Source organism: Mycobacterium sp. (assembly GCF_044223235.1).
GTDB lineage: Bacteria > Actinomycetota > Actinomycetes > Mycobacteriales > Mycobacteriaceae > Mycobacterium.
Map to the genome: position 1 here is coordinate 36,272 of NZ_JBGAME010000011.1, position 24,934 is coordinate 61,205.

The 24,934-nt window shown below is 68.2% G+C and carries 22 protein-coding genes and 1 pseudogene; 13 read left to right on the forward strand and 10 right to left on the reverse strand.

Annotated elements, in window-relative coordinates:
- Window positions 1-45 precede the first annotated feature (45 nt).
- Together ADBZ6K_RS15230 and ADBZ6K_RS15235 are read left to right on the forward strand one after the other, a co-directional pair.
- Entirely contained in the window at window positions 46-1,479 is a 1,434-nt protein-coding gene (locus tag ADBZ6K_RS15230; protein ID WP_526348071.1) for an MFS transporter, read from the forward strand.
- Window positions 1,479-2,447: a nucleoside hydrolase gene (locus ADBZ6K_RS15235; protein WP_526348073.1), complete on the forward strand. Its 969-nt coding sequence runs from the start codon at window positions 1,479-1,481 to the stop codon at window positions 2,445-2,447. The genes ADBZ6K_RS15230 and ADBZ6K_RS15235 overlap by 1 nt, the downstream gene beginning before the upstream one ends.
- A gap of 4 nt (window positions 2,448-2,451) precedes the next feature.
- On the opposite strand, the gene ADBZ6K_RS15240 is transcribed toward ADBZ6K_RS15235, so the two are convergent.
- Complete coding sequence (locus ADBZ6K_RS15240; protein ID WP_526348075.1) at window positions 2,452-4,122, reverse strand: glycoside hydrolase family 13 protein; 1,671 nt, start codon at window positions 4,120-4,122, stop codon at window positions 2,452-2,454.
- A gap of 138 nt (window positions 4,123-4,260) precedes the next feature.
- Here ADBZ6K_RS15240 and ADBZ6K_RS15245 point away from each other — a divergent pair, with 138 nt between their 5' ends.
- Complete coding sequence (locus tag ADBZ6K_RS15245) at window positions 4,261-5,304, forward strand: LacI family DNA-binding transcriptional regulator (RefSeq protein ID WP_526348077.1); 1,044 nt, start codon at window positions 4,261-4,263, stop codon at window positions 5,302-5,304.
- Between the two features lie 12 nt (window positions 5,305-5,316).
- Here ADBZ6K_RS15245 and ADBZ6K_RS15250 read toward each other — a convergent pair whose 3' ends face one another.
- Complete coding sequence (locus ADBZ6K_RS15250; protein WP_526348079.1) at window positions 5,317-6,333, reverse strand: LacI family DNA-binding transcriptional regulator; 1,017 nt, start codon at window positions 6,331-6,333, stop codon at window positions 5,317-5,319.
- 175 nt (window positions 6,334-6,508) lie between these two features.
- On the opposite strand from ADBZ6K_RS15250, the gene ADBZ6K_RS15255 reads away from it, so the two are divergent.
- The 9 genes from ADBZ6K_RS15255 to ADBZ6K_RS15295 all read left to right on the forward strand — a co-directional run bounded on the left by ADBZ6K_RS15255 (window position 6,509) and on the right by ADBZ6K_RS15295 (window position 16,136).
- Window positions 6,509-7,834, forward strand: coding sequence for an extracellular solute-binding protein (locus tag ADBZ6K_RS15255; protein WP_526348081.1), 1,326 nt, complete (start codon window positions 6,509-6,511; stop codon window positions 7,832-7,834).
- Window positions 7,831-8,757 carry a carbohydrate ABC transporter permease gene (locus tag ADBZ6K_RS15260; protein WP_526348083.1) on the forward strand — a complete coding sequence of 309 codons (927 nt, stop codon included), beginning with the start codon at window positions 7,831-7,833 and terminating at the stop codon, window positions 8,755-8,757. Before ADBZ6K_RS15255 ends, ADBZ6K_RS15260 begins: the two co-directional genes overlap by 4 nt.
- Entirely contained in the window at window positions 8,754-9,587 is an 834-nt protein-coding gene (locus ADBZ6K_RS15265) for a carbohydrate ABC transporter permease (protein ID WP_526348085.1), read from the forward strand. The genes ADBZ6K_RS15260 and ADBZ6K_RS15265 overlap by 4 nt, the downstream gene beginning before the upstream one ends.
- A 3-nt stretch (window positions 9,588-9,590) precedes the next feature.
- On the forward strand, window positions 9,591-10,796 hold the full coding sequence (locus ADBZ6K_RS15270; protein ID WP_526348087.1) for an ABC transporter ATP-binding protein: 1,206 nt from the start codon (window positions 9,591-9,593) through the stop codon (window positions 10,794-10,796).
- Window positions 10,797-10,799: 3 nt separating this feature from the next.
- Window positions 10,800-12,068: a DUF4032 domain-containing protein gene (locus tag ADBZ6K_RS15275; protein WP_526348089.1), complete on the forward strand. Its 1,269-nt coding sequence runs from the start codon at window positions 10,800-10,802 to the stop codon at window positions 12,066-12,068.
- Window positions 12,069-12,652: 584 nt separating this feature from the next.
- Window positions 12,653-12,967: a hypothetical protein gene (locus tag ADBZ6K_RS15280; protein WP_526348091.1), complete on the forward strand. Its 315-nt coding sequence runs from the start codon at window positions 12,653-12,655 to the stop codon at window positions 12,965-12,967.
- A 171-nt stretch (window positions 12,968-13,138) separates the two neighbouring features.
- Entirely contained in the window at window positions 13,139-14,581 is a 1,443-nt protein-coding gene (locus ADBZ6K_RS15285; RefSeq protein WP_526348093.1) for a sensor histidine kinase, read from the forward strand.
- Entirely contained in the window at window positions 14,572-15,216 is a 645-nt protein-coding gene (locus ADBZ6K_RS15290; protein ID WP_526348095.1) for a response regulator transcription factor, read from the forward strand. The genes ADBZ6K_RS15285 and ADBZ6K_RS15290 overlap by 10 nt, the downstream gene beginning before the upstream one ends.
- 17 nt (window positions 15,217-15,233) lie before the next feature.
- Window positions 15,234-16,136 carry a DUF4097 family beta strand repeat-containing protein gene (locus ADBZ6K_RS15295; RefSeq protein WP_526348097.1) on the forward strand — a complete coding sequence of 301 codons (903 nt, stop codon included), beginning with the start codon at window positions 15,234-15,236 and terminating at the stop codon, window positions 16,134-16,136.
- Between the two features lie 202 nt (window positions 16,137-16,338).
- On the opposite strand, the gene ADBZ6K_RS15300 is transcribed toward ADBZ6K_RS15295, so the two are convergent.
- Window positions 16,339-16,935: a cysteine hydrolase family protein gene (locus tag ADBZ6K_RS15300; protein WP_526348099.1), complete on the reverse strand. Its 597-nt coding sequence runs from the start codon at window positions 16,933-16,935 to the stop codon at window positions 16,339-16,341.
- A 75-nt stretch (window positions 16,936-17,010) separates the two neighbouring features.
- A complete protein-coding gene (locus ADBZ6K_RS15305) occupies window positions 17,011-17,811 on the reverse strand; it encodes a methyltransferase domain-containing protein (protein ID WP_526348101.1) in 801 nt (266 codons plus the stop codon).
- Between the two features lie 84 nt (window positions 17,812-17,895).
- Here ADBZ6K_RS15305 and ADBZ6K_RS15310 point away from each other — a divergent pair, with 84 nt between their 5' ends.
- Complete coding sequence (locus ADBZ6K_RS15310) at window positions 17,896-18,564, forward strand: winged helix-turn-helix transcriptional regulator (protein ID WP_526348103.1); 669 nt, start codon at window positions 17,896-17,898, stop codon at window positions 18,562-18,564.
- Here the strand turns inward: ADBZ6K_RS15310 and ADBZ6K_RS15315 are convergent.
- The 6 genes and pseudogenes from ADBZ6K_RS15315 to ADBZ6K_RS15340 all read right to left on the reverse strand — a co-directional run bounded on the left by ADBZ6K_RS15315 (window position 18,554) and on the right by ADBZ6K_RS15340 (window position 24,919).
- Window positions 18,554-19,285 (reverse strand): 3'(2'),5'-bisphosphate nucleotidase CysQ, encoded by a 732-nt coding sequence (locus ADBZ6K_RS15315; protein ID WP_526348244.1) that lies wholly within the window; start codon window positions 19,283-19,285, stop codon window positions 18,554-18,556. The genes ADBZ6K_RS15310 and ADBZ6K_RS15315 overlap by 11 nt on opposite strands.
- 5 nt (window positions 19,286-19,290) lie before the next feature.
- Window positions 19,291-19,434 (reverse strand): annotated as a pseudogene (locus tag ADBZ6K_RS15320) (adenylyl-sulfate kinase); the annotation flags it as partial.
- Between the two features lie 34 nt (window positions 19,435-19,468).
- Window positions 19,469-20,980 (reverse strand): PE-PPE domain-containing protein, encoded by a 1,512-nt coding sequence (locus ADBZ6K_RS15325; protein WP_526348105.1) that lies wholly within the window; start codon window positions 20,978-20,980, stop codon window positions 19,469-19,471.
- 105 nt (window positions 20,981-21,085) lie between these two features.
- On the reverse strand, window positions 21,086-21,580 hold the full coding sequence (locus ADBZ6K_RS15330; RefSeq protein WP_526348107.1) for a beta-class carbonic anhydrase: 495 nt from the start codon (window positions 21,578-21,580) through the stop codon (window positions 21,086-21,088).
- 79 nt (window positions 21,581-21,659) lie between these two features.
- Window positions 21,660-23,570, reverse strand: coding sequence for an ArnT family glycosyltransferase (locus ADBZ6K_RS15335; protein WP_526348109.1), 1,911 nt, complete (start codon window positions 23,568-23,570; stop codon window positions 21,660-21,662).
- 35 nt (window positions 23,571-23,605) lie between these two features.
- The gene (locus ADBZ6K_RS15340) at window positions 23,606-24,919 is read right to left on the reverse strand and encodes a bifunctional glycosyltransferase family 2/GtrA family protein (protein WP_526348111.1); all 1,314 of its coding nucleotides are present in this window, start codon (window positions 24,917-24,919) and stop codon (window positions 23,606-23,608) included.
- Between the last annotated feature and the right edge of the window lie 15 nt (window positions 24,920-24,934).

Below are 24,934 nucleotides of genomic sequence, written 5' to 3' on the forward strand. Positions count from 1 at the left end.
CCACCGACGAGGTCGCGGCCGCATACGAACCAAGGAGTTGCCGTTGTGGCCAGTCAGATGGGAACAGGTGCCTTGAACTCGCCAGCCGGCGCGTTGTCCCGTGCCCGCGTTGTCTTCATGGTGGCCGCGCTGGTCGTCTCGGTGGTCTCATTCCAGCTCAACGCCAGCATGCTGGTGCCGGCGATCGGCGACCTGGAGAGATCGCTGGGGCCTGGCGCGTTCACGAATATGGCGAACTACTTCTTTCTCGCCGGGGCCATCGTCAGCGTCGCGTTCACCCGCTGGAGCGACTACGTCGGCCGTAAACGCGTCCTGCTGGGCGTGATGGCGGTAATGTGTGCGGGCACCGCGCTGTGTCTGGTGGCGACGTCGCAGCCGGTGATGGTGCTCGGCCGGATTCTGCAGGGCGGCTGCGTGATCTCGTTCGGGCTGTCATACCTGATCCTGCGGCGCCACCTCAGCGGACCGATGTTCGGGGCGTGCGTCGGCGTCATCTCCTCGATCAACGGCGGAGTGGCCGGGTTGGACGCCCTCTTGGGCGGGGTGATGGTCGACCACTTCGGGTTCCGGTCGATCTTCGCGCTGATCCTGGTGTTCGGTATCGCCGCGGTCGGCATCGCCTGGAAGGCCATCCCAGCCGACGATCCCGCGGCACGAGCCGAGGGACGGATGGACTGGTGGGGGGCGGCGCTGCTGGCACTTGCGGTCGCGGGCATCAACCTGTACCTCACCACCGGCGGAACCGCCGGGTGGCTGTCGCCGGTCGCCCTGGCGTGGATCGCCGCGGCGGTCGCCGCCCTGGTGGGGCTGGTGATCGTCGACGGCCATGTGGCCAGCCCATTGATCGCGGTGGAGCACCTGCGTTCTCGGCAGGTGTGGCCGGTGATCACCTCGATCACGTTGTCGCTGGCCGCGTTCTTCGTCGTGCTCAACTTCATCGTCCCCGCGATCGCCGAGGACGACACGGTGGGATTCGCCATGAGCGCGACCGCGATGGCCCTGGTGTTTCTGACCCCCGCTGCGCTGCTCGGCCTGGGCACCGCGCCATTGGCCGGTCGGCTGGCCGTGCGCACCAGCTTCGTCACCGTCTTGCGGCTGGGAATCGTCGCCACACTGATCGTCACGGCCATCACTGCCGCTTTCGCGATGGACAAGCCGATGCTCTTCGTGCTGATGCTCGTGTTCGGCGTGGTGTACAACGGCCTGCTGCTCACCTCAGCCAGCGGCATGGGGGTGGTCCAGGCCCCCGACGACGCCCCGGGGTCGTTACCGGGCATCAGTAACGCATGCTTCGGCATCGGCGCGTCGATCGGATTCGCTTGGGCCGGGCCGATTGTCGGTCAGGGCAGCGCGCGGGGTTACCAGACCGCGTTGTGGATCTGCGTGGCGATCGGAGTGGTGGCACTGCTGTCGAGCTTGATCCTGAAGGCCAAGCCGCTCACCGGGTCCGTCACCGCACCCACTGTCACCGCGCACTGATGGAATCCCCCGCCATATCGGCGACACCCCTCTATTACGACACCGATCTCGGCATCGACGACGCCTTGGCGCTGGCGTTCCTGCTCGCCTCCCCCGAGGCGTCGATCGTCGGAATCGGCACGGTCAGCGGCAACTGCGCCGCCGCCCAAGCCGCCCGTAACACCATCGACCTGCTGGCGCTCGCCGGGCGCAGCGACATCCCGGTGGCCAGCGGGTGCCATGACTGGCTGGCGGCGCCATTCGACGGCGGTTCACCGGAAGTCCACGGCAGCAACGGAATCGGCGACCTGTCGATTCCAGAGTCCGCGATCCCGACGGCAGGCGAATCCGCGGTCGACATGCTGATCAGCCTGTCACACACGTACGAGGGCACCCTGCGCGTCCTCGCAGTCGGACCGTTCACCAACCTCGCGGCTGCGCTGCAGCGCGATCCGGGCATCGCCCGGCGCGTGCACAGCGTCGTCGTGATGGGCGGAGCCGCCTTGGCCCCCGGCAACTGCAGTCCCGTCGCCGAGGCCAACGTGTTTCACGATCCCGAGGCCGCCCGAATCGTTTTCGCAGCACCATGGCCACTTGTGATGGTCGGGCTCGACGTCACGATGAACCACGTGTTCGAGGATTCCGACCGGCTGGCGCTGCTGGCCAGCGACCGGCCGGTGGCACGCGCACTCGGCCAGATGCTGGGCCATTACACCGAGTACTACCGGCAGGTCCTGGGTAGGCGGGCGACGGCGCTGCATGATCCGCTGGCGGCCGCGATCGCCTGCGGCGCGGTCATCCCGACGTTGGCACCGACCGTACATGTCGAAGTCGACGCCACCCACGGGCCCGGACGCGGCCAGACCATCTGCGACCTGCGTGGCAGGTTCCGCAACCATCCCCCGCAACCCGGGGCTCATTGCACAGTGGTGCTCGAGGTCGCCGGGGCGTTCGCGCCCGTCCTGCTGGAGCGGATCGTCAGCCTGTAAGCGATCAGTCGACCGGCACCAGCCAAACCGCCGCGTCGGGCGGCAGGTGACGGATGACACCCGGCACCGACGCCAGCGCCACCTCCAGGTCGGCGGGCAACTCGACGTCGGACTCACCGGTGTTGACCCAACATTGCGCTTCGTCGCGCGCGAACCCGAGCACCTCGGCGGGCAGGTCCAGCCACCGCACCTCACCGGAGTCCTTCCACAGCGCACGCCGGGCACCCAGCGCTGCCCGATAGAGATGCAGGAAGGAGTCCGGATCGCCCTCCTGGCGCTGCACGGAGTGTTCACCCCAGTGCGTCGGCTGCGGCAGCCATGTCGCCGACACCGATCCTTCCGGCGAGAAACCGTACGGCACAACGGTATCCGTCCAGGGCAGCGGTACCCGGCATCCATCGCGCCCGACGTCGGTGTACCCCGACTGCACCCAGGTCGGATCCTGGCGTGCGTCGGCCGGGATGTCCTCGACTTCTTCCAGGCCGAGTTCCTCACCCTGGTAGACGTAGGCGGTTCCGGGCAGGGCCAACTGCAGTAGCGCACCGGCCCTGGCCCGGCGGCGGCCACGGTCGTGGTCGGGGGCCTCGTTCGCCCACCTGGCGCGCTCCCAGTCGCTTTCCACCAGGTGCCCCGGCTGGGACCGCGAGTAACGCGTGACCGTGCGCGGCACGTCGTGGTTGGACAGCACCCAGGTGGGGGGTGCGCCCACCGACGCCGCGCTCGCCATGGCGTCGTCCACGACGGCGCGCAGGCTCTCCGCCCGCCACGGCGCACGCAGGAAGTCGAACTGGAAGGCGGTGTGCAGTTCGTCGGCCCGCAGGTAGCGCGCGAGCCGCTCATTGCTGGGCACCCACGCCTCGGCGATGAAAACCCGTTCGGGTTCAAATCGATTCGCCACCGCACGCCACCCGCGATAGATCTCGTGCACGCCGTCCTGATCCCACGCGGGATGGGCGGCGTTGTGCTGCACCCCCGCCGTCACCTCGCCCCGATCGGGCAGACCAGCGGCCTTGACCAGACCGTGCGCGACGTCGATGCGGAAGCCGTCCACACCCCTGGCGAACCAGAACGCCAGGATGTCCTCGAACTCCGCGCGCACCTCGGTGTTGTCCCAGTTCAGATCCGGCTGCCCGGGGGCGAACAGGTGCAGGTACCACGACCCGTCCGGTATCCGCGTCCACGCCCGGCCGCCGAACTGGCTCTGCCAATCGTTGGGCGGCAGTTCGCCGTTGGCGCCGCGACCGGCCCGGAAGACGTACCGGTCCCGTGCACCCGACTCGTCACGCAGCGCCTGCTGGAACCAGAGGTGCTGATCGGAGGTGTGGTTGGGCACGATGTCGAGGATCACCTTGATGCCCAGCGCATGGGCCTCCTCGATCATCGCCTGCGCCTCGGCGAGGGTGCCGTAGTCCGGCTCGATGTCGCGGTAGTCGGCGACGTCATAGCCCGCGTCGGCCATCGGGGACGGGTACCACGGGTTGATCCACACCGCATCCACACCGAGCGCCGCCAGGTACGGCAGCCGGAAGCGGATCCCCGCAACGTCGCCGATTCCGTCGCCGCTGCCGTCGGCGAAGCTACGGATGTAGAGCTGATAGACCACCGCAGTCTTCCACCACGGCGCATCGGTCACGGTATCCACCGCGCCGTCAGCACATACCGTCTCGCCGGTCATCGCACCCTCCACATGGCTAGAGAAAACGTTTGCGTGATTAGGGTCCGTCGACTTCTCGTTTATGTCAAGGGAAATTGGCGTTCTCACCTCTGATCTCAGCACTGGCGAAAGTACTTACTCTTTGCCTATTCTGGCGAGATGATCCCCAAGCAGCGGGTCAACATGGCCGACGTGGCGCAACGCAGTGGCGTCTCGATCGCCACGGTGTCGCGCGCGCTGCGCGGCGAATCCGGGGTGTCGGAAGCCACCCGTGACCGGATTCTGCGGATCGCGCAGGATCTTTCCTACGTGGTCTCCCCGGAGGCGTCGGCACTGTCGGGTGGCAGCACGGGTCGGGTCGGCGTCGTCGTGCCCAGGGTGGACGCGTGGTTCTACTCGGCGGTGCTGGCGGGGATCGCCGAGGGCTTCGCCACCGCGGCACTCGACCTCGTGCTGTGCCCGCTGCCCGATTCGGCGGCCCGGCACCGATTCTTCGAGACTCTGCCACTGCAGCGCAAAGTCGACGCGATCATCGTGGTGGCCGCCCCGCTCAGCGCCCGTGAGCGCACGCGGCTGAACCAGCTTGGCGTCCCCATGGTCCAGGCCGGTGGCGACGACGACGGCGCCTCGCCCTGGGTGGGGATCGACGACGAACTCGCGGCGCGGCAGGCCGTCGGATACCTGCTGCGCATCGGTCACCGCGACATCGCGATGATCCAGGCTCTCGACGCCGAAGGGGTCGCCTGGGCGGCCGATCGTGCGCGGGTGCACGGATTCCACAGCCGGCTGGCCGAGGACGGCATCACAGACCCGACGACCGTGAGCGTCGCGTGGGGTATCGACGGCGGCGCCCAGGGGATGGAGGAACTGCTCAGCGGCGCACGCGTGCCGACCGCGGTGTTCTGCCATTCCGACGAGATCGCCGTCGGAGCGCTGCGCACATTGCGCCGCGCGGGAATCGGCGTGCCCCGGGATATTTCCGTCATCGGTGTGGACGACCATCCCGTGGCCGAAGTGGCCGACCTGACGACGGTAGGACAGGAGACACGACGCCAGGGCGTGATCGCGGCCGAACTGCTCATCCGCATGCTCGACGGCGCCGCGTCCGTGCCGGGGCACCCACGCGTCACCGTCCTGCCGACCAGGTTGGTGATCCGCGGGTCCACCATGCCCCCGCCGCTGTGGGGCGATCAGCACCTCTGAGTATCGCCGCCATCACCGCTGAGCCGCGGCGGCGGGCCCGGTGCTGCCCCGCACCACCAGCCGAACCGGCAGCTCGACATCGATCACCTCGCGGATACCGCCGTCGATCATGGTCAGCATGTGCGCGGCGGCCCGCTCCGCCTGGGCGGTCACCGGCTGGTGGATGGTGGTCAGGTCGCTGCCCGCCGCCATCTCGTTGTCATCGAGTCCGATGATCGACATCGCGTCGGGCACAACGATTCCGGCACGCCGCAGGGTCCACAGCGCGCCCAGCGCCATCTCATCGCTCATCGCGACCAGACCGGTCGGCAGCGCGGGCAGGCTGAGCAGGTCGCCCGCGGCGAGCACACCGCCGTGGATAGTCGATTCGCGGGAGACCACCCACTGCGATCGCACCGGCACGCCCGCGCTGCGCATCGCCTCGTCGAACCCGCGCAACCGCGCCGACGTCGTGTCGTGCCCGACCACGTCGTCGGGGGCGAACGACACCACTCCGATGTCACGGTGCCCCAGCGCCAACAGATGTTGCGTGGCCGTCCGCGCCGCGCCTGCGTCGTCAATGCCCACCCTGGGCAGGCCCGGCACATATCCCCCCACGACCACCACCGGCACACCGAGCGCATCCAGCGACGCGCGTTCGGCGGGGTCGAACGAGGTGGCGACCACGATGACCCCGGCGATACCCGGATTCTCGATGAGGCGGTTGAACAGGTTGCGTCTGCCGTCGACGTCGCCCGCACCGAACAACAGCATGTCGTGGCCAGAACCGCGCAAGGCGCGCTCCACAGTGGCGATAGATTTGGCGAAGAACCATTGCGCGGGATACCGCGCCACGACTGCCACCGGCCGCCCCGCGGCGGCCCTGGGCAGCCGGTACCCGAGTTTGGTGGCCGCACGCTCGATGCGCTCGCGGGTGTCGGCGGCGACGTTGGACATCCCGCGCAGTGATCTGGAGACGGTGGTCGCCGAAACGCCCGCGGCGCGCGCAACGTCGCGGATCGTCGCGCCGGCGATCCGGTCACCCGTCATGCGAAAACCACCCCATCCGGCCTCCTCGGACGAACCAGAGCGCTTCACGAACGATCATGAAACGCGTTTCATTCAGTGTAGTTGCTTCCGCCGTGATATGAACTGTGCCACACTGGACGCGCATCAAGCCGCAGTTCACAACGATCCAAAGCCGGAATTTCGCGCTGGAGGGCGGATGAAACGATTTCATCGACGAACACATCAACGACGCAAGGCGATACGCAAGCCCCTTGCGCTCGCGAGCGCCACAGTCGTCGCGGCCGCCGTGCTGAGCGCATGCGCAAGCGCCGCCGGCGGCACCCCGGAACTCACCTGGTATGTCAATCCGGACAACGGCGGAGCCGCCGCCCGTGGTCAGGAGTGCTCCGAGGCGTCAGGCGGAGCGTACAAGGTGCGGATGGAGGTCCTGCCCAGTAACGCCACCCAACAGCGAGAGCAATTGGTGCGGCGGCTGGCCGCCGGCGACACCTCCATCGACATCGTCAGCCTCGACGTCGTCTACACGGCCGAATTCGCCAATGCGGGCTTCCTGCGCCCGTTCTCCGCCGCGGAGCAGTCCCGACTCACCGCCGGCATGCTGGCCGCACCCGTGGAAACCGGCATGTGGAAGGACACCCTTTACGGCGCACCGTTCAAGTCGAACACCCAGCTGCTCTGGTACCGCAAATCCCTGGCTGCCGCGGCGGGCGTGGACCCGGCCAGCGCTTCATTCACCTGGGACGAAATGATCAAAGCCGCGGTGGGACAAGGAAAAACGATAGGCGAACAGGGCGCCCGCTACGAGGGCTACATGGTGTGGGTGAATGCCCTGGTGCTCTCCGGGGGCGGGGAGATCCTGTCCAACGCCGAATCCGGCCGCAACGCCACACCGAGCATGGCAGGCGAGGCCGGCGACAAGGCCGCCGCGATCATCGGCAGCCTGGCCCGCTCGGCGGCCGCCCCGGCGGATTTGTCCACCGCGCAGGAGGAGCAGGCCCGCGCGACGTTCCAGGGCGAGCGGGGCATGTTCATGCTGAACTGGCCCTACGTGCTGGCCGCGGCCCGCAGCGCGGTCGAGGAGGGCACGCTGGACAAGGCCGTCGTCGACGACATCGGCTGGGCCCGCTATCCACGGGTCTTCCCCGACCGGCCCAGTGCGCCGCCGCTGGGCGGCACCAACCTCGCCATCGGCGCCTTCTCCAAGCACAGCGCGGAGGCGGTAGCCCTGGTGGAGTGTGTCAACGCGCTGCCGAAGGCCACCCAGTACATGCTCGACGAGGGCGAACCCTCGCCGTATGCGGCGTCCTACGACGACGCGGCGGTGCGCGACAAGTACCCCAATGCCGATCTCATCCGGGAGTCGATCGGTGAGGCCGGACCGCGGCCACTGACGCCGTTCTACGTCGACGTCGCCGGTTCGGTGATCCAGACTTGGCACCCGCCGACGGCGGTGAGCGCCGAAACCCCGAAGGAGACGGACACATTCATGGCCGACGTGCTCGGCGGGAGGCGGCTGCTGTGACGACCGTCGAGAAACCCCGCAAGGCCCCGCCCGCCACACCGGCCAGCGAGCGGGCGAAAGGTGAACGCCGGCTGGGCTTCTACCTGACCCTGCCGTCCTACATTGTGATGATCCTGGTCACCGCCTATCCGCTGGGTTATGCGCTGGTGTTGTCGTTGTACAACTACCGGCTGACCGATCCGGCCGGGCGCAGCTTTGTCGGGCTGGGCAATTACTGGGTGATCCTGACCGACCCGGTGTGGTGGAACGACTTCGTGACCACGTTGATGATCACCGTGGTCACGGTCGCGGTGGAGTTGGTGTTGGGGTTCATGTTCGCGTTCGTGATGCTGCGTATCGTGCGGGGTCGCGGGCCGTTGCGTACCGCGATCCTGATCCCGTACGGCATCGTCACGGTGGTGTCGGCGTTCATCTGGCGCTACGCGTTCGCCATCGACTCCGGCTTCGTCAACCAGTGGCTGATGCTGGGTGATTTCAACTGGTTCGGCGACCGCTGGTCGGCGATCTTCGTGATCTGCCTATCCGAGATCTGGAAGACCACGCCGTTCATCTCGCTGCTGCTGCTCGCGGGCCTGGTGCAGGTTCCCGAGGATATGCAGGAGGCCGCCAAGGTCGACGGCGCGACGGCATGGCAGCGGCTGTGGAAGATCACCCTGCCGAATATGAAGGCCGCCATCATGGTGGCGCTGCTGTTCCGCACCCTGGACGCCTGGCGGATCTTCGACAACCCGTTCGTGATGACCGGCGGCGCCAACAACACCGAGACGATCTCGTTTTTGGCCTATCGCCAGAACGTCACACTGGTCAATCTCGGTATGGGGTCTGCGGTGTCGGTGATGCTGTTCCTCACGGTGGTGGTCATCGCGTGGATCTTCGTCAAGGGCTTCAAAACCGATCTCTCCCAGGTCAGGGGTGACCAATGAACACCACAAAGACGGGACGCTGGTGGACCGTCGCCGGCATCGTCATCGTCATCTACAGCTTCTTCCCGCTGCTGTGGATGATCAGCCTGGCGTTCAAACCGCCTTCAGACATCGTGTCGGGCACACCCCAATTCCTGCCCACCACAGCGTCATTCGACAACTTCATCGAGGTGTTCAGCCAACCTCTGTTCACCAGGGCGCTGGTCAACTCGATCGGGATCGCGCTGATCGCCACACTGCTGTCGGTGGTCATCGCGATGTTCGCGGCCTATGCCATCGCGCGGCTGGAGTTCCGCGGCAAGAAGCTGCTGCTGTCCCTGGCGCTGGGGATCGCGATGTTCCCCCAAGCCGCCCTGGTCGGCCCGTTGTTCAACATGTGGCGCAGCCTGGGCATCTACGACACCTGGATCGGTCTGATCATCCCGTACATGACCTTCGCGCTGCCACTGTCGATCTGGACCATGTCGGCGTTCTTCCGCCAGATCCCCTGGGAGATGGAGCACGCCGCCCAGGTCGACGGCGCCACCCCCTGGCAGGCGTTCCGCAAGGTGATCGTCCCGCTGGCCGCGCCCGGGGTGTTCACCACCGCGATCCTGACGTTCTTCTTCTGCTGGAACGACTTCCTGTTCGCGATCTCACTCACATCCACCGACAACGCCCGCACGGTCCCGGCCGCGCTGGCGTTCTTCCAGGGCGCGTCGATGTTCCAGTCGGCGGTGCCCTATGTGATGGCGGCGTCCGTCGTCGTCACCATTCCCGTCGTCATACTGGTGCTCGTCTTCCAACGCCGGATCGTCGCGGGCCTGACCTCTGGAGCAGTGAAGGGATAATTCATGGCCGAAATCACGATGCGCAACATCATCAAGAAGTACGGTGACGGCTTCCCCGCCGTCAACGACGTCAGCCTCGACATCGCCGACGGCGAGTTCATGATCCTGGTCGGCCCATCCGGGTGCGGCAAATCCACCCTGCTGCGCATGATCGTGGGCCTGGAGGACATCTCCTCGGGCGACATGATCATCGGCGGCAAACGGGTCAACGACAAAGCACCCCGCGACCGCAACCTGGCCATGGTGTTCCAGAACTATGCGCTCTACCCGCACCTGACCGTGTTCGAGAACATCGCCTTCCCGCTGCGATTGGCCGGCAAGTACTCCGAGGACGAGATCCGCACGCTGGTGTCCGAGGCGGCCGACACCCTGGAGCTCAAGGAGCATCTGGACCGCAAACCCGCCAACCTCTCCGGCGGGCAGCGCCAGCGGGTCGCCATGGGGCGCGCCATCGTGCGGCACGCCGACGCGTTCCTGTTCGATGAACCGTTGTCCAACCTGGACGCCAAACTGCGCGGCCAGATGCGCACCGAAATCCTGCGCCTGCAACGCCGCCTGGGGGTGACCACCGTCTACGTCACCCACGACCAGACCGAGGCCATGACACTGGGCGACCGGGTCGCCGTGCTGAAAAAGGGCGTCCTGCAACAGGTCGCCAGCCCGCGCGAACTCTACGACCATCCGGTCAACCTGTTCGTCGCGGGCTTCATCGGCTCCCCGCCGATGAATTTCGTCCCGGCGGCCGTTCGCGGCGGCCAGCTCGAGCTGCCCTTCGCGTCGATCCCGCTGCGGCCGGAGTGGAAGGACATCGCGGAAGAGGGCCGGGTGTACATCGCCGGCATCCGGCCGGGAAGCTTTGAGGATGCCGACCTGGTCGATACCGACAAGGCCGCGCGCGGAGCGGTTTTCGACGTCACCGTCGACGTCACCGAATGGCTGGGCAACGAACAGTACGCGTTCGTGCCCTACCAGGCCCCCGCCGACATCACCGCCCAACTCGCCCAGCTCGAACGCGACCTGGACAGCGAACAAATGCGCACCCAGATCTGCGTCGAGCTCGACCCACTGAGCCGGGTGCGGCCCGGCGACAAAGCACGGGTCTGGCTCGACACCGCACGCATCCAGCTGTTCGACCCGACCTCCGGTGACAACCTCACCCGCACAACGGGTTCCCATCGGCACGAAGCCAGCGTCGGCGTCACCGGCTGACCGATGCCGCCCCCGGAGCTGCGGCTGCGGGCACCGACCCCGGGGCTACTGGCACTGCCCTGGGACCGGCCGCTGTCGCAATGGTTGGTTCCCGACGTGCCATTGCGCGACATCGCGGTCGGCCCCAGCCGGCACCTGGTGAAGTTCGTCGACTGCGACGGACGCCTCTGGGCGGTCAAGGATCTGCCGCCGCGGATCGCGGCAAGGGAGTACGACGTACTGCGCCGGCTCGAGGAGATGGCACTGCCCGCCGTGCGGCCCGCGGGTCTTGTGCTCCAGCCAGACTTAGACACCGCTCTGCTGGTCACCCGTTACCTCGAGGGATCCTGGCAGTACCGGCGGCTGTTCATGCGGCTGCCACCCGACCAACCCGCGCAGCGGGCGCGGCTGTTCGACGCGATGGCCTCCCTGCTGGTCGAACTGCACCGCCACGGCATCTTCTGGGGCGACTGCTCGCTGGCCAACACGCTGTTCTCCCGTGACGGCCAGGTATTGCAGGCCTGGCTGGTGGACGCCGAAACCAGCGAGGTGCACCCCCAGCTCAGCGCAGGCCAACGCGAACTCGACATCGACATCCTGGTGGAAAACGTCGCCGCCGGAATGATCGACCTCGCGGCGCGGCTGGACCGCCCACCCGAACTGCACGCCACGCTGATCGCCGAGGCACACGGCATCCGGCGCCGATACGACCGGCTCTGGGAAACTCTGCACAGCGAGCCGGTGTTCGGATTCGCCGACCGCTACCGCGTCGAGAGCACCATCCGCAAACTCAACGAACTCGGCTTCGCCGTCGACGAGGTGTCGCTGCAACCCGTCGCGGCCGAAGCCGACCAGCTGCGGCTGCGCGTCGCCGTCGGCGACCGCACCTACCACGCCCAGCACCTGCGGCAGCTCACCGGACTCGACACCGGTGAGGGGCAGGCCCGGATCCTGCTCGGCGACCTGCACGCGTTCCAGGTCCAGCTGTGCCGGGAAGCCGGCGAGGACGTCGACGAGAAGACCGCGGCCCGACTGTGGGTCATCGAGGTGGCAACCCCCACCATGTACCGCGCACATCAGGCGGTGGGCCGCACCGGCACCGCGATACAGGCGTACTGCGACCTACTGGAAGTCCGGTGGCTGCTCTCCGAACAAGCAAGTCGCGACGTCGGCAACGAGCACGCCCTCGTCGCCCTGAGCAAGCGCAGCGTGCCGTCGGACTCGGCGGCCAAGCTGGCGGTCGTCGAGACGCCGACCGAGCCATTCGCCGTCCTGCAGGACGATGATTCATGAGCGGGCGCGCCTCCCGCATTCGTGATTGATCGCTCGGAGTCCGCCTCAGCCGCTTCCGCCGCCGCCGCAGCCCGAGTTCCCGCCGCAGGCAAAATCGTTAGAGCCGGCCCCCAGACGCCGGAGCCAGCCGAGTCGGTTCTCTTGTGCATCCAAGCCCGGCTGCGTTCATAATCGCGCCGTTCCGCGCGCATCGGGCCGCGGCTGTTTCCTTGGGCCGAGGAAGCTTTGGCGTTCAGTCCTGCGGATGGCAACGGGTCTGATCGCTGGGGCTTTCCGATGCCCGCGCGGGCGAGGGGCAGGCACCGCGCCGCACGCACGGCGAACGGCGCGGCACGAGGCGCCGCGGCCGACTGGGCGAACGGGGCAGCGAAAGTGTTCGGACATGGGTGGCAGCGACGGGTGGCCCGTGAACTCGTTCTCCCGCACAGTCATCCACGCGAACCAGCCCCGCGGCGGATCGACACGAAATCGAAATCTGGCGAATGCCGCCAGTCACCGCTGAGAGTGGTTACGCTGGATCTCAGATACGGGCAACCTGGGCGGTGGATGTGCCTGATCGGATCAGCGGATTCTAGGGGGACGCGATGGCCGATGTGGGGTACTGGATGAAGCTGCAGCCCAAACTGCAGCCGACCGCCAACGACGACCTCGTGCGGACCCGCTACCTCCACCTCGCCGAGGGCGTTCTGGTCGGCCTTCGGCGCAGACCGCCCGAGGACACCTTGCGGGAACTGGTGGACGCAGCTCGTGGTTCCGGGGTCTCGCCGTATGCGGTCGCCCAGGCCCTCGTCGATCTCGCCGCCGGGCGCCGCAGCCTCACCGCGGACGACGCACCGCCGGCAGTGGCCGTGGTTCGACGCTGCTGGGGCGATCTGCTGGAGCAGCAGACGCTCACCTGACACATCGCCTGGCCCCGCTCGACAACCCTTTCCGGGCAATGGTTTTCGATTGACCGCCACGATCCCATGTCCGCACGCGTCTGCTCGACCGGCCTGAGTGGGGGTTTTCCCCCGGGAAGGTGGCGGGAAAACGCAGTGTCGCCGGCGCCCGCGGATCCATAGGTTGGAGGCATGTTAGCCAGCACCGCCGTCCCCACCGCCCACGCCACCGTCACCCCCGGCGAGGGGACCCGTGCCCCCATTCGCAATCTCGGAGTGGTGCCGACGGCGTCGATGATCGTCGGTGGCGTCCTCGCGCTGGTGTGGTTCTGGATTCCGCTGGCGATCATGGTCATCGGCATCTCCTCGATCCCTTCGGTCATCGGCTTCGCCCTCGCGGCAGTGGTCTTCATCTACCTCATGCGCTACGTCGAACGGGTGGAACGCCTGCGCAGCGAGTCGGTGTTCGGGCTGGGCATCGGCGTTCCGCCGCGCCGGATGTCGCAGTACACCGGTTTCCAGCGCTGGCTGCACCAACTATGGCTGGACGTCAGCAGCACCCGATTCTGGAAGGGCATCGCACAGCACTACCTGCGAATGGTCTACGACGTCTTGGCGACAGCCACCGCGTTCGCCCTGCTGGCCTTCGCCTTCCTCGGGCCCGCGGCGGCCATCGCGATCCGGCGCAGTGACGCCGAGGCCGGGCTGTCGTTCCTGTCACCGCCCTTGACCTTCGTACTCGCCCTGGTCGCCGTCGCCGCGGCGGTCGCCATCCTGGTCTTCGCCCCCGCCCTCGACGCCGCGATCGACCGGTGGCTGCTGTCCCCGTCGTCGACGGCGGCGCTGCAGTATCAGGTCAGCGCGCTCAGCGATGCCCGCCAGGGTGCGGTGTCGTCGGCGCAGACCGAACGCCACCGCATCGAACGCGACCTGCACGACAGTGTGCAGCCGCGTCTCGTATCGCTGGCGATGACGATCGGGCTGGCGCAGACCAAGCTGGACACCGACCTGCCCACGGCGAAACAGCTGATCGCCGAGGCGCACGGCGACGCCAAGAGTGCGCTGGTGGAACTGCGCAACGTGGTGCGGGGTATCGCACCGACGATCCTGTCCGACCGCGGGCTGGACGCCGCGCTGTCCTCGGTGGCACAGCGGGCCGAGACCTCGGGGGTGCCGACGACGCTCAACATCCACCTCCCGCGCCGGCTGCCCGACGAAGTGGAGTCGGTGGCCTACTTCGTGGTGGCCGAAGCGCTGACCAACGTCGCCAAACATGCGCAGGCCACCCAGGCCGTCGTCACGGTGCGCCTGGACGAAGCGGCCAACGTGCTCCATGTATCGGTTTTCGATGACGGGCGCGGTGGGGCGGCGATCGCTTACCGCGATGCGCCGTGGGATCGCGATGAGCGCTTGCGCGAAGAGCGGACAAGCACCGATGAGCGCTTGCGCGAAGAGCGGACAAGCACCGATGAGCGCTTGCGCGAAGAGCGGACAAGCACCGATGAGCGCTTGCGCGAAGACGCCACCGGATTGCGCGGGCTGGACGAGCGGGTGCGCGCGGCGGGCGGCTCGTTCGGAGTGTCCAGCCCGGCCACCGGACCGACGATCGTTTCGGCGGTGCTGCCGTGCGCATAATCATCGCCGAGGATTCCGCACTGTTGCGGGCCGGCATCGAACGCATCCTCGCCGACGCGGGCCATGAGGTGGTCGCCGGGGTGCCCGCCGCGACCGACCTGCTGCGGCTGGTCAACGAGAAGCGACCGGATCTGGCCATCGTCGACGTCCGGATGCCGCCGACGTTCACCGACGAGGGCATCCGGGCGGCGGCGCTGCTGCGCCGCCAGAATCCCGAGTCACCGGTACTTGTGCTCTCGCACTACGTCGAGGAGCGCTACGCGACCGACCTGATCGCCTCGGATACAAAGGGATTCGGCTATCTCCTCAAGGACAGGGTCGCCGATGTGCCCGCGTTCCTCGACGCCGTCGCGGCGGTCGGCGCGGGCGGCACGGCCCTGGACCCCGAGGTGGTCTCGCAGATTCTGGTGCGCTCGCGCAGGCGTTCGGCGCTAGATCTGCTCACCCCACGCGAACGCGAGGTGCTGCAGTTGATGGCCGAGGGCAAGACCAATTCGGCGATCGCCTCGGCACTGCACATGTCCGTCGGATCCGCGGAGAAGCACATCGCGTCCATCTTCACCAAGCTCGACCTGGCACAGGACGACAGCGAGAACCGCCGCGTGCTCGCCGTGCTGCGCTACCTCGAATCATGAACGTCGAAGGGATTTCCATGACCGCCCCAGTGACAACGCTCGCTCCGCCGCCGGAACCGGCGGGACCGCCGCCCGCTTTGTCGCCCGGCGGACGCACTGCCACGCGGGTGATCATCGTCGTCGCGGCTGTGGTCATCGTCGTCGGCGTCGTCGCCACCCTGGGCGTCGCGTCGTGGGGCCTGAGCACCTTCCGGGTCGCCGCCGACAACCAGACCCTGCCCGCCACGACGCGGTCGGTGGTCATCGACACCGCCGATGTGCCTGTCGCCGTGCGCATCATGACCGACCCTGCCGTCGACCAGCCCCGCGTGAGCCTGCGCCTGGTCAACTCGGCACGCTCCGGTGAGCACCGGCTGGTGATCAGCGACGGACCCGACGGCGCCCGGGTCACCCTCGAGGGGCAGACGTCGTCGCTGCTGGGTTGGGCGCGCGGCGGAGAGATCAGCCTGACACTCCCGCCCGATCAGGCCCGACGGATGACGGTGCGCACAGAGCAGGACACCGGCGTGGTGTTCGCCGACGCCGATCTCGACCGGCTGATCGCGCGGACCACGGACGGAGCGGTGTTGCTGCGAGGCGCGGCGCGCAGCGTCGAGGTGCACACCGTCCACGGGGACGTGTTGTCTCGTGACCCGCTGTCCGTCACGGAACGGTTCGTCGCCACCACCACGAACGGCGACATCTCCATCGACTTCCGCGACCCCGCGCCCCGCGTGATCGAGGCGACCAGCCGGGACGGCGACGTCACGATCGGGCTGCCGGGCCGCGGTCCCTACCTGGTGCGGGCCCAGTCGGGTGAATCCAGCAGGGTGCGGGTAGCGGAGACCACCAACCCCGCAAGCGCCGTCGCCGAGGTGACCGCGCGATCGGTCAGCGGCGACGTGGAGGTGTCAAGTGGTGAGCACCGCGGGTACCGGTGATCCCGCTACCCGGCGCCAGCGCAACCATGGCACGGACGGCGTACACCGCCTTCGCCGACATCCGCATGCGGCGAATTCTGTCATCGGTCGGGCGGCTGGCCGGGAATGCTCGGCGACGGCCCGCCGCCGAGAGTTACCTGACGGCGGGAAATCCGCGGATCTGTCGCCGTGAGGTAACTGTCGGCGCGCGCGGGTGCGGTATTCAGTCGGGGATGGCCGCGGTTGCGGGGACGACGACGGCGAACAGGTCGGCGATCGCGGCGAGGCTGGCGTTGTGGAGAGTCGCTGCGGATACATCGTGCCCGTCGACGCCCGGCAGCGCGCGGGTGGCCGTCGCGGAGGCGACCACCGTCGGCGCGTACCCGAGATTGAATGCGCCACGCGCGGTCGAGTTGACGCACATGTGCGTCATGAAGCCCGCCAGCACCAGATTCGACGCGCCCAGGGCCTTGAGCCGATCGTCGAGGTCGGTCTGCACGAACGAGTTCGGGTATTGCTTGACCACCACCGGTTCGCCTTCGCGCGGGGCGACCTGCGCGACGATGGCGCCGATCTCGTCGTCGATGTCGTAGGGCGTGCCCGCACCCCCCGAGTGCTGGATGTGGATGATCGGGATTCCCGCCGTGCGGGCGCGGTCGAGCAGCGCGGCGGCTTCATCCAGGGCGGCGCCCACCCCCTCGAGCTCCATGACGCCGCGGGTGTAGGTGTTCTGGCAGTCGATCAGGATGAGCGTCGATTCGGCCAGGCCGGCGGGCTGCTGCGGCAGCTCCGCCAGGGCGCGCAAAGTGGGGTTCGTCACCGAGCCGAGCCTACTGCGGGCACCGGTCCGGGTTTCGCCTAATCGCGATCGAGTCGGCGACGGCTCACCCAGGCTTCAGGCGGCCGTCGCTGTTGCGATCAGCGCGGGCGCCGCGAAGCCCACCGAACCATCGTCGACGACGAATTGGCCGAGTCTGGTCACGGCCGCGGCGCGGAGCCGCTGCAGCTGGCCCTCGTCGACGTCGTCGGCCAAGGTCCAGCCCCTGATCTCGGTGCTGACCCAATCGTCGAGCGAGGCGAACCGAGCCTGCCCCTCGTGGCGGCGCACCGCCACGTCCGGGAACCGGCGGGACAGCAACTGCGCGAGTTCGTCGGCGGAGCCGATACAGAAGGGTGCGCGCAACGCGTCGGCGGCCCACTCACCCAGCACATCGGCGAACAGGTCGACCATCGCCGCAAAGCCCGGCAGTTCCTCCACCGCTGCCCAGGTCGCCACCGCGAGCCGGCCGCCCGGCCGCAGAACACGCGCCATCTCATCGACAGCTCGGACCCTGTCGGCGACAAACATCATCACGAATTGACAGGTGAGGCAATCGATCTCACTATCGGCGAGCGGCAGCTGCTCGGCCGACCCACGGCGGATGTCCAGTCCGGGCGCAAGCTCGCTAGCCACCGCGAGCATCCCCTCATTGGGATCGACGGCGATCACGTGCCCCGTCGCGCCGACGCGACCGAGCGCTGCGCGGGCGAGCACACCCGTGCCGGTGCCGACGTCGAGCAGGCGATCCCCGACGCCGACGCGAACCGCCTCCAGCATCGGTTCGACCCACTGGTCGAACAATGCGGGCACCAACGAACATTCGTAAATCCGGGCGGCCGACGTCGACACCTGCCCGGCGGCGATACGTGAACTCATGGAGTGATCGTCCGACTGGCGGGCGGCCCCGTGAAGTTCGAATACAGAACCCCACGCGGCCGCCGCCGGTGGCATCATCACGGGATGGGCACGTACCACCAGTACTGTCCGGTCGCGCGGGCTTCGGAGATACTCGCGGAGCGGTGGACGCCCTTGATCGTGCGCAATCTGTTGTTCGGCGCCGTCACCTTCTCGGCGATCAGCCGCGGCCTGCCGACGATGTCACGTTCGGTATTGCTCAAGCGTCTTGGTGAACTCGAACGCGCCGGGGTCATCGCCGTCAGCCCGAAGCCGGGCGGCCGCGGCCACACCTACGCCCTCACCGAGGCCGGCGCCGATCTGGCGGCGGTCATCGAGACACTCGCCGCCTGGGGTGAACGCTGGCTCGAGGTGACCAGCGAGCATTCCGATCCCGGCTTCGCATTGTGGGCCTGGTGTCAGGTTCAGATGGACCGGACTGCCCTGCCCCCTGGCCGGGTGGTGGTCGCATTCACCTTCCCGGATGAGCGTCCCCAGAACCGTCGGTACTGGTTTCTCATCGAAGACGGCAACGCCGAGATGTGCTACTCCGATCCGGGTGGGGAGCCCGACCTGACCGTCGAGGGCGCGTCCCAGGCATTCGTCGACTGGCATCGCGGCGTGCGCAGCTGGCGCGACGTGCTGCGCACCGGCGAGGTGACAGTGACCGGGCCTGCCTGGCTGCGCCGGTCGTTCCCGGACTGGAACCGGCACACGCCCGCGCTCACGCGGTGACGGCGAGCACGGCCTCCGCAAGTTCCCTGCGGCACACCACCAGATCGGGTACCAGCGGATCAGGCCGGTTGTAGATCAGCGGCGAACCGTCGATGCGGGAGGTATGCAGCCCCGCCGCGGTGGCCACCGCCGCCGGAGCGGCAGAATCCCACTCGTACTGTCCCCCGGTGTGCACATAGACGTCGGTCGATCCCCGCACCACGGATGCAACTTTGGCTCCCGCCGAACCCATCTCGACCAGCACACCGCCCAGCGCGTCGCGGACCGCCTCGGCGATGGCCGGCGGCCTGCTGCGCGACACCACGATCCGCGGCCGGTCGGGCACCGGCCCCGCCGGACCCGCCACATCGGGTGTGGAAAGCACCGTGTTCAGCGCGGGCAACGCGACCGCCCCCGCGGCGAGCACGCCCTGCTGCCACAGCGCGACGTGCACCGCCCAGTCGTCGCGCCCCAGTTCCGCGAATTCGCGGGTGCCGTCGAGCGGGTCGACGATCCATACCCGCTCGGAGCGCAGCCGCACCGGGTCGTCGACCCCCTCTTCGGAGAACACCACGTCACCGGGCCGGTCGCGTGCCAACGCGTCCATCAGGAAGTCGTGAGCACGCTTATCGCCCGCGGCCTTCCGCTCGGCCACGGTGGCGTCGGCGAATTCGGCACGCACATCGAGCAGCAGATCACCCGCCATGGTGGCCAGCCGCGCGGCCACCTCGTGATCATTCAGTGAACTCACGCCGTCGAGCCTAAAAGGTCGACGACCAGATCGGCCTGCTCATCGGCGCTCCGGTCGGGGACGAGTCGCAGATCGAGGTTCTTCGGCCGCTGGTAGGGGCTGTCGATGCCGGTGAAGTGAGTGATCTTTGCTCGACGAGCACCGCGATTGGCCCCCGCCCGGCATACCAGTTGACTACTCGCCGGCAGCGCCGGGATCCGATGCTTCGGGAGCGTCCGACGGCGCCTGCTTGGGGCCGAACACCGATTTCACCAGCTGCGAGATCGGGCCGCCCCGGCCGGCCGCACCCTCCAAACCGCGCCCCGCCGCACCCGGCAACGCGCCTGGTTTCCTGGGGCTGAAATTCAGGCCGGGCCGCGACACTGGCGTGACGACAGACTTGGCATCAGACTTTTCGACGGGCTTGCCTGCCGGCTTGGTCACGGGCCGCGAGACCGACTCCGTGGCCGGGGCGAGCGCATCGGTGATGGCCGGCTCGGACCCCGGCGAAGTCGGCGGCTCAAGCGTGGACAGGGCCTTGACCGGCGCTGCTGCGCCGGTTCCGCAGGCGGGGACATCAGCGGCAAGAGTGTCTGCGGTGCTCTCGTCGCCGTCGCCGCTGACGTTCTCGATACCCTCGGCGATGGCGCCGGGCAGCTGCTTTGCCGCCCGGAGGATGACGTCGGGTGGGGTGATCAGCCGCATCGGGGTGTAGACCGACGGGTCACCGATCGGGTCGTTGTTTTGATAGGACGCGTCGACGAGCACCTTCAGCGCCGGCTCGGTGGCGTCGGCGAACGTGTTGCCCGCCTCACCGCCCCAGTCGCGCAGCGGCTGCAGCATCGGCAGCCCGGCCGCCTTGTAGGTGACGTACTGGGTGGTGCCGGCCACGTCTTCGCTGGACACGACGGTGGTGCCGTCGGTCGCGATGACGTAGTGCTTACAGCTCGGTTTGTCCCCGCCGCACGGCTCCACTGCCTCGGCGGGCAGCGCGGTGCGGTCCTGCTTCCGGTAGCGGTAGGCATAGGCGATGATCGAGTTCAGCAGGCCCGCAGGGTTGGTGACATACAGCGGGACGCTGGAGTTCCAGGCGTACTCGTAGCCGACGTCGATCATCTGGGCGCCGGTGTCGGTCGGGGTGGGCACCGGGTTGACGCCGACCAGCGCGAAGAACGGCAACCTTGCCGCGTAACCCCCGTTGGGGCGGTCAACGTTGTTGTCGAGGATCCAGACCGTGTCCTGCAGCATCGCCTGATCGGCCGGGTCGTCACTGCCGGCCAGGTATGAGATGACCCAACTCGCGTTCCCGGCGCCCCGACCCGAACTGAGGACTAGATTGCGCTCCCCGGTGTTGTTGTGCAGGGCGTTGTAGATGTTGAGCGGGCCCTCCCAGAACTCCACGAGCCGGAACGGCGCGATGACCACATCCTGACCGAACTGCTGGCCCCACGCGCTGTCCATGATGCCGAAGAAACCGGAGATGCCGTCGGCATTCCAGTTGGTGGCACTGCCCGGGGTGATGACGGCCTTGAGCGCAACCTGCTGCGCCGAGACGTGCGGCTCCGCAGCGACACCGGTGACGGCCACCGAGCCGGTCGTCGCTCCGACGGTCACCACCGCGACCGTGCCCACCATTGCCGGCGCGACTGCTCGCTTGACCGACGTCGACATCTTGGCCAGCCGCGTCGACCTGCGGTGCTTTGCCATGCTCTCCCCCGTTACCGCGTCGTGACGGTCCGTCGGAGCAGAAAATTACCGCATCCGTCGAGACCTCGGGGTGCACATGGCCCGTTGCCTGCTGAAGGGACGGCGCTAGTCGAGGGTGACCTCGGTGAGCTTGCCCGTGGCGACGTCGAATACGAAGCCGCGCAATGATTCGTGCTTCGTCACGAATGGGCTGGCCTCGATCCTGCGCAGCGACTGGCGGACGTCCTCCTGGACGTCGGGGAAGGCCTCGGCCGCCCATTCCGGCTTGAGGCCGATCTCGTCCTGGATGGCCCGCTTGAAATCGTCGTCGGTGAAAGTCACCATGCCGCAGTCGGTGTGGTGGATGAGGATGATTTCCTTGGTGCCGAGCAGCCGCTGGCTGATCGCGAGCGAGCGGATCTCGTCGTCGGTCACCACGCCACCTGCGTTGCGGATGACGTGCGCCTCGCCGTCGCCGAGCCCCAGCATCCGGTACACATCCAGCCGGGCATCCATGCAGGCGACGACGGCGACGTGCTTACTCGGCGGGAGCGGCAGCGGGCCGGTGAACGACTTCGCGTACTCCTCGTTGTTCTTCAGGTAGTCGTCGGTCACGGACACGGGGACCTCCTCGAATTCGCTGCGCACGCCACGCGGCTCCGAAGATAACAACACCCCGGCGGCCGGCCACGAGTCCGGATCAGCGCGATCGCAGGTCGTAGACCGTGGTCCCGCCGACGTCCGTGGCGGTGAAGTTCTGCTGCACCCAATCGGTGATCTCGGTGCCGCTGCCGCCCCGATGCCCGGGCGGGCCGCCGCGCTCGGAGGCGATGAAGTACCCGACCTCGCCGTCGGCGACGTACTGCTGGAACTGGGTCAGCGTCGGGGCGTCGTCGCCGCCGCTGAATCCGCCGATCGCCATGACGGCCGCACCGGCGGTCAACTCCAGGTCGCCCGCCACGTGCGATCCGACAGTCGCAGCGGCCCAACGGCTGTCGGTGTTGCGCAACAGTTCCCGCAGCTGTTCGTCGTCCGCGACCGCACCCCCGCCTGGGCCGAGGCCGAACCCTCCGTCGGGGCCATCCCCCGCCATTGCCGGTCCTGAGGTGGCCATCGGGCCGGTGCCGGGATGCGCGATGGTGGCCACGGTGTAGGCGCCCGTTCCGGCGAGCCCGAACAGTGCGCCGGCCACGACCACGCCCGCACCTGCCCTGCCGAGCCGGTGCACGCCGACAGCCATGACCGCGGCCGCGACGATCGCTCCGGCCAGCACGATCCAGCGCAGCGCCGGGTACCAGTCCGGGTTGCGCTGCAACAGGATGACTGCCCACACGCCGGTGACCGCGAGCATGGCGGCCAGCACCACCCGCGGGCCGGCGAACCGCCTGCCACACCACAGCTCGCGCACTGCGATACCCACCAGCGCGGCGACAGCGGGTGCGAGCGCGACGGTGTAGTAGGGGTGGACGATGCCGTCCATGAAGCTGAAGACGGCGCCGGTCACCAGGAGCCACCCGCCCCACAGCAGCAGGCTGGCCCGGACGCGACCGGTGCGCGGGGTGGTGCGGGTGAACCAGAGTCCGGCGGCAAGGCCGACCAGCGCGGCGGGCAGTAGCCAGGATGCCTCGGTCCCCATCGACAGGCCGAACAGCCTGCCGACGCCGGGATCGCCGCCGAAAAACAGCTTGGCGCCGCCGAATTCGGGTCCCGGCCCGCCGCCCCCCGGTCCCTCACCGCCGACGACACGTTCGATCCCGTTGTACCCCAACGCCAGTTGCAGCAGGCTGTTGTCGGTGGAGCCGCCGATGTATGGCCGCGAGTCGGCGGGCCAGAATTCGACCAGCGCGATGTACCACCCGGCGGACACCACCATTGTCGCGGCGCCGACGAGCAGGGCGCGGATGCGCTGCCACAGGCCGACCGGGGCGGCAACCAGGAAGGCCAGCCCGAGACCGGGCACGATCAGCATCGCCTGCAGCATCTTGGTCAGGAACGCGAACCCGAGCACGCACCCGGCAACCGCGACCCATCGGGTGCTGCCCGTTTCGATCGCCCTGACGACGCAGTAGGCGGCGACGATCAGCAGCAGGACCAGCAGCGCGTCGGGGTTGTTGTAGCGGAACATCGACGCCGCCACGGGCGTCAGGGCCAGCACCGAGCCCGCGATCAGACCCGCCGCGGGCCCGCTGCACCGACGGACCGCCGCGTACAGCATCCCCACCGCGCCGACACCCATCAGCGCCTGCGGCAACAACATGGTGAACGGGCTGAATCCGAACAGCCGTGCCGACAACGTCATCACCCACAGCGCCGCCGGTGGTTTGTCCACCGTGATGGCGTTGCCGGAGTCGAACGAACCGAACAGCCACGCCTTGAGGTCCTGTATTCCCGCCTGCACCGCGGCGGCGTAATAGCTGTTGGCCCAGCCGGCGGAGCCGAGGCCCCACAGGTAGAGCGCCGCGGTGGCGGTGAGCAACGCCAGTACCGCCGGGCGTACCCAGCGCGGCTGCGTGCCGTCGCCCAGCAGGAGCCGGGTCACCCAGTTGGTGCCGCGTCCGGGCCGATCGGCCGTCCCCGGTTCGTCCGGGCGCGAATCGACGATGAGGGTCATATCTCGAGTCTCCGAATCAGATTCGTCGGCGATGGTCAGCGGGACCGGCGGGGATGGAACACCCAGCCGCGCAACAACACGAAGCGCACGACGGTGGCGAACAGGTTGGCCAGCACCAGCACACCGAGTTCCAGCGCACGGTGCGGCTCGACGCCCGCTACGCCGGACAGGCCGTGTAACACGGCCAGGGCTCCGCTGGTGATGGCCAGGGCGATCGCGAACACGATCAGGCCTTCGACGTGGTGGCGTGCCAGGCCACGGCGGCCCCCCACGCCGAAGGTGAACCGGCGGTTGGCGGCGGTGTTGCCGATCGCCGTGGTCAGCAGGGCGATCAGGTTCGCGGCCTGGGCGCCGACCCCCGCCCGCAGCAGCATGAACAGCAGCACATAGGCGACCGTGGACACCACACCGACGGTGCCGAACCGAACCGCCTGCCGCAGCAACGAGTCCGGTGCTGTCGTGCGCGCCGAACCCAGCTGCGCCGCAATCGTGTTGACCGGTATCGATCCGCTCGCGAAGCCGCGGAGCAGCCGCCCGATGCCCTTGAGGTCGGCGGTTGCGGTGGCGACGAGGTCGACGGTGCTACCCGGGTCGTCGACCCAGTCCACCGGAACCTCGTGGATCCGCAATCCACTGCGTTCGGCCAGCACCAAAAGCTCGGTGTCGAAGAACCATCCGGTGTCGGTGACGTGAGGTAGCAGCTGGCCTGCAACGTCGCCGCGGATCGCCTTGAATCCGCACTGGGCATCGGAGAAGCCGGCCGCCAGAGCAGATTTCAGAATCAGGTTGTAGCACCGCGAGATGAACTCGCGTTTGGCGCCGCGAATCACCCGCGAGCCACGGCCGAGCCGGGTCCCGATGGCCACGTCGGAGTGCCCCGAGATCAACGGTGCGACCAGCGGGGCCAGGGCCGACAGGCCGGTGGACAGGTCGACGTCCATATATGCCAGTACCGGCGCATCCGAGGCGGACCACACCGCATGCAGGGCGCGGCCGCGACCCTTCTCGTCCAGCCGGACCACCTGGACGTCGCTCAACTCGGCGGCCAGCTGTGCGGCGATGCGCGGGGTCGCGTCGGTGCTGGCGTTGTCGGCGATCGTGATTCGCGCCGGGAACGGAAACTGTTCGCTCAGGTGCGCGTGCAGCCTGCGGACCGAATCCGCGAGTGCGGCCTGCTCGTTGAAGACCGGAATGACGACATCGAGTACCGGCACACCGGCGGCCTCGGCGGCGCGGGCGACGTTGGGCCGCGATGCGAACTGGGCTCTGCCTTCAGTATTCCCGAGATTCGCAGTGTTCCCGAGATGTTGCGGGCGCCCCCAGTCGGGTGGAGCGGCGATGTCTGTCATGACATCCATGGTTGG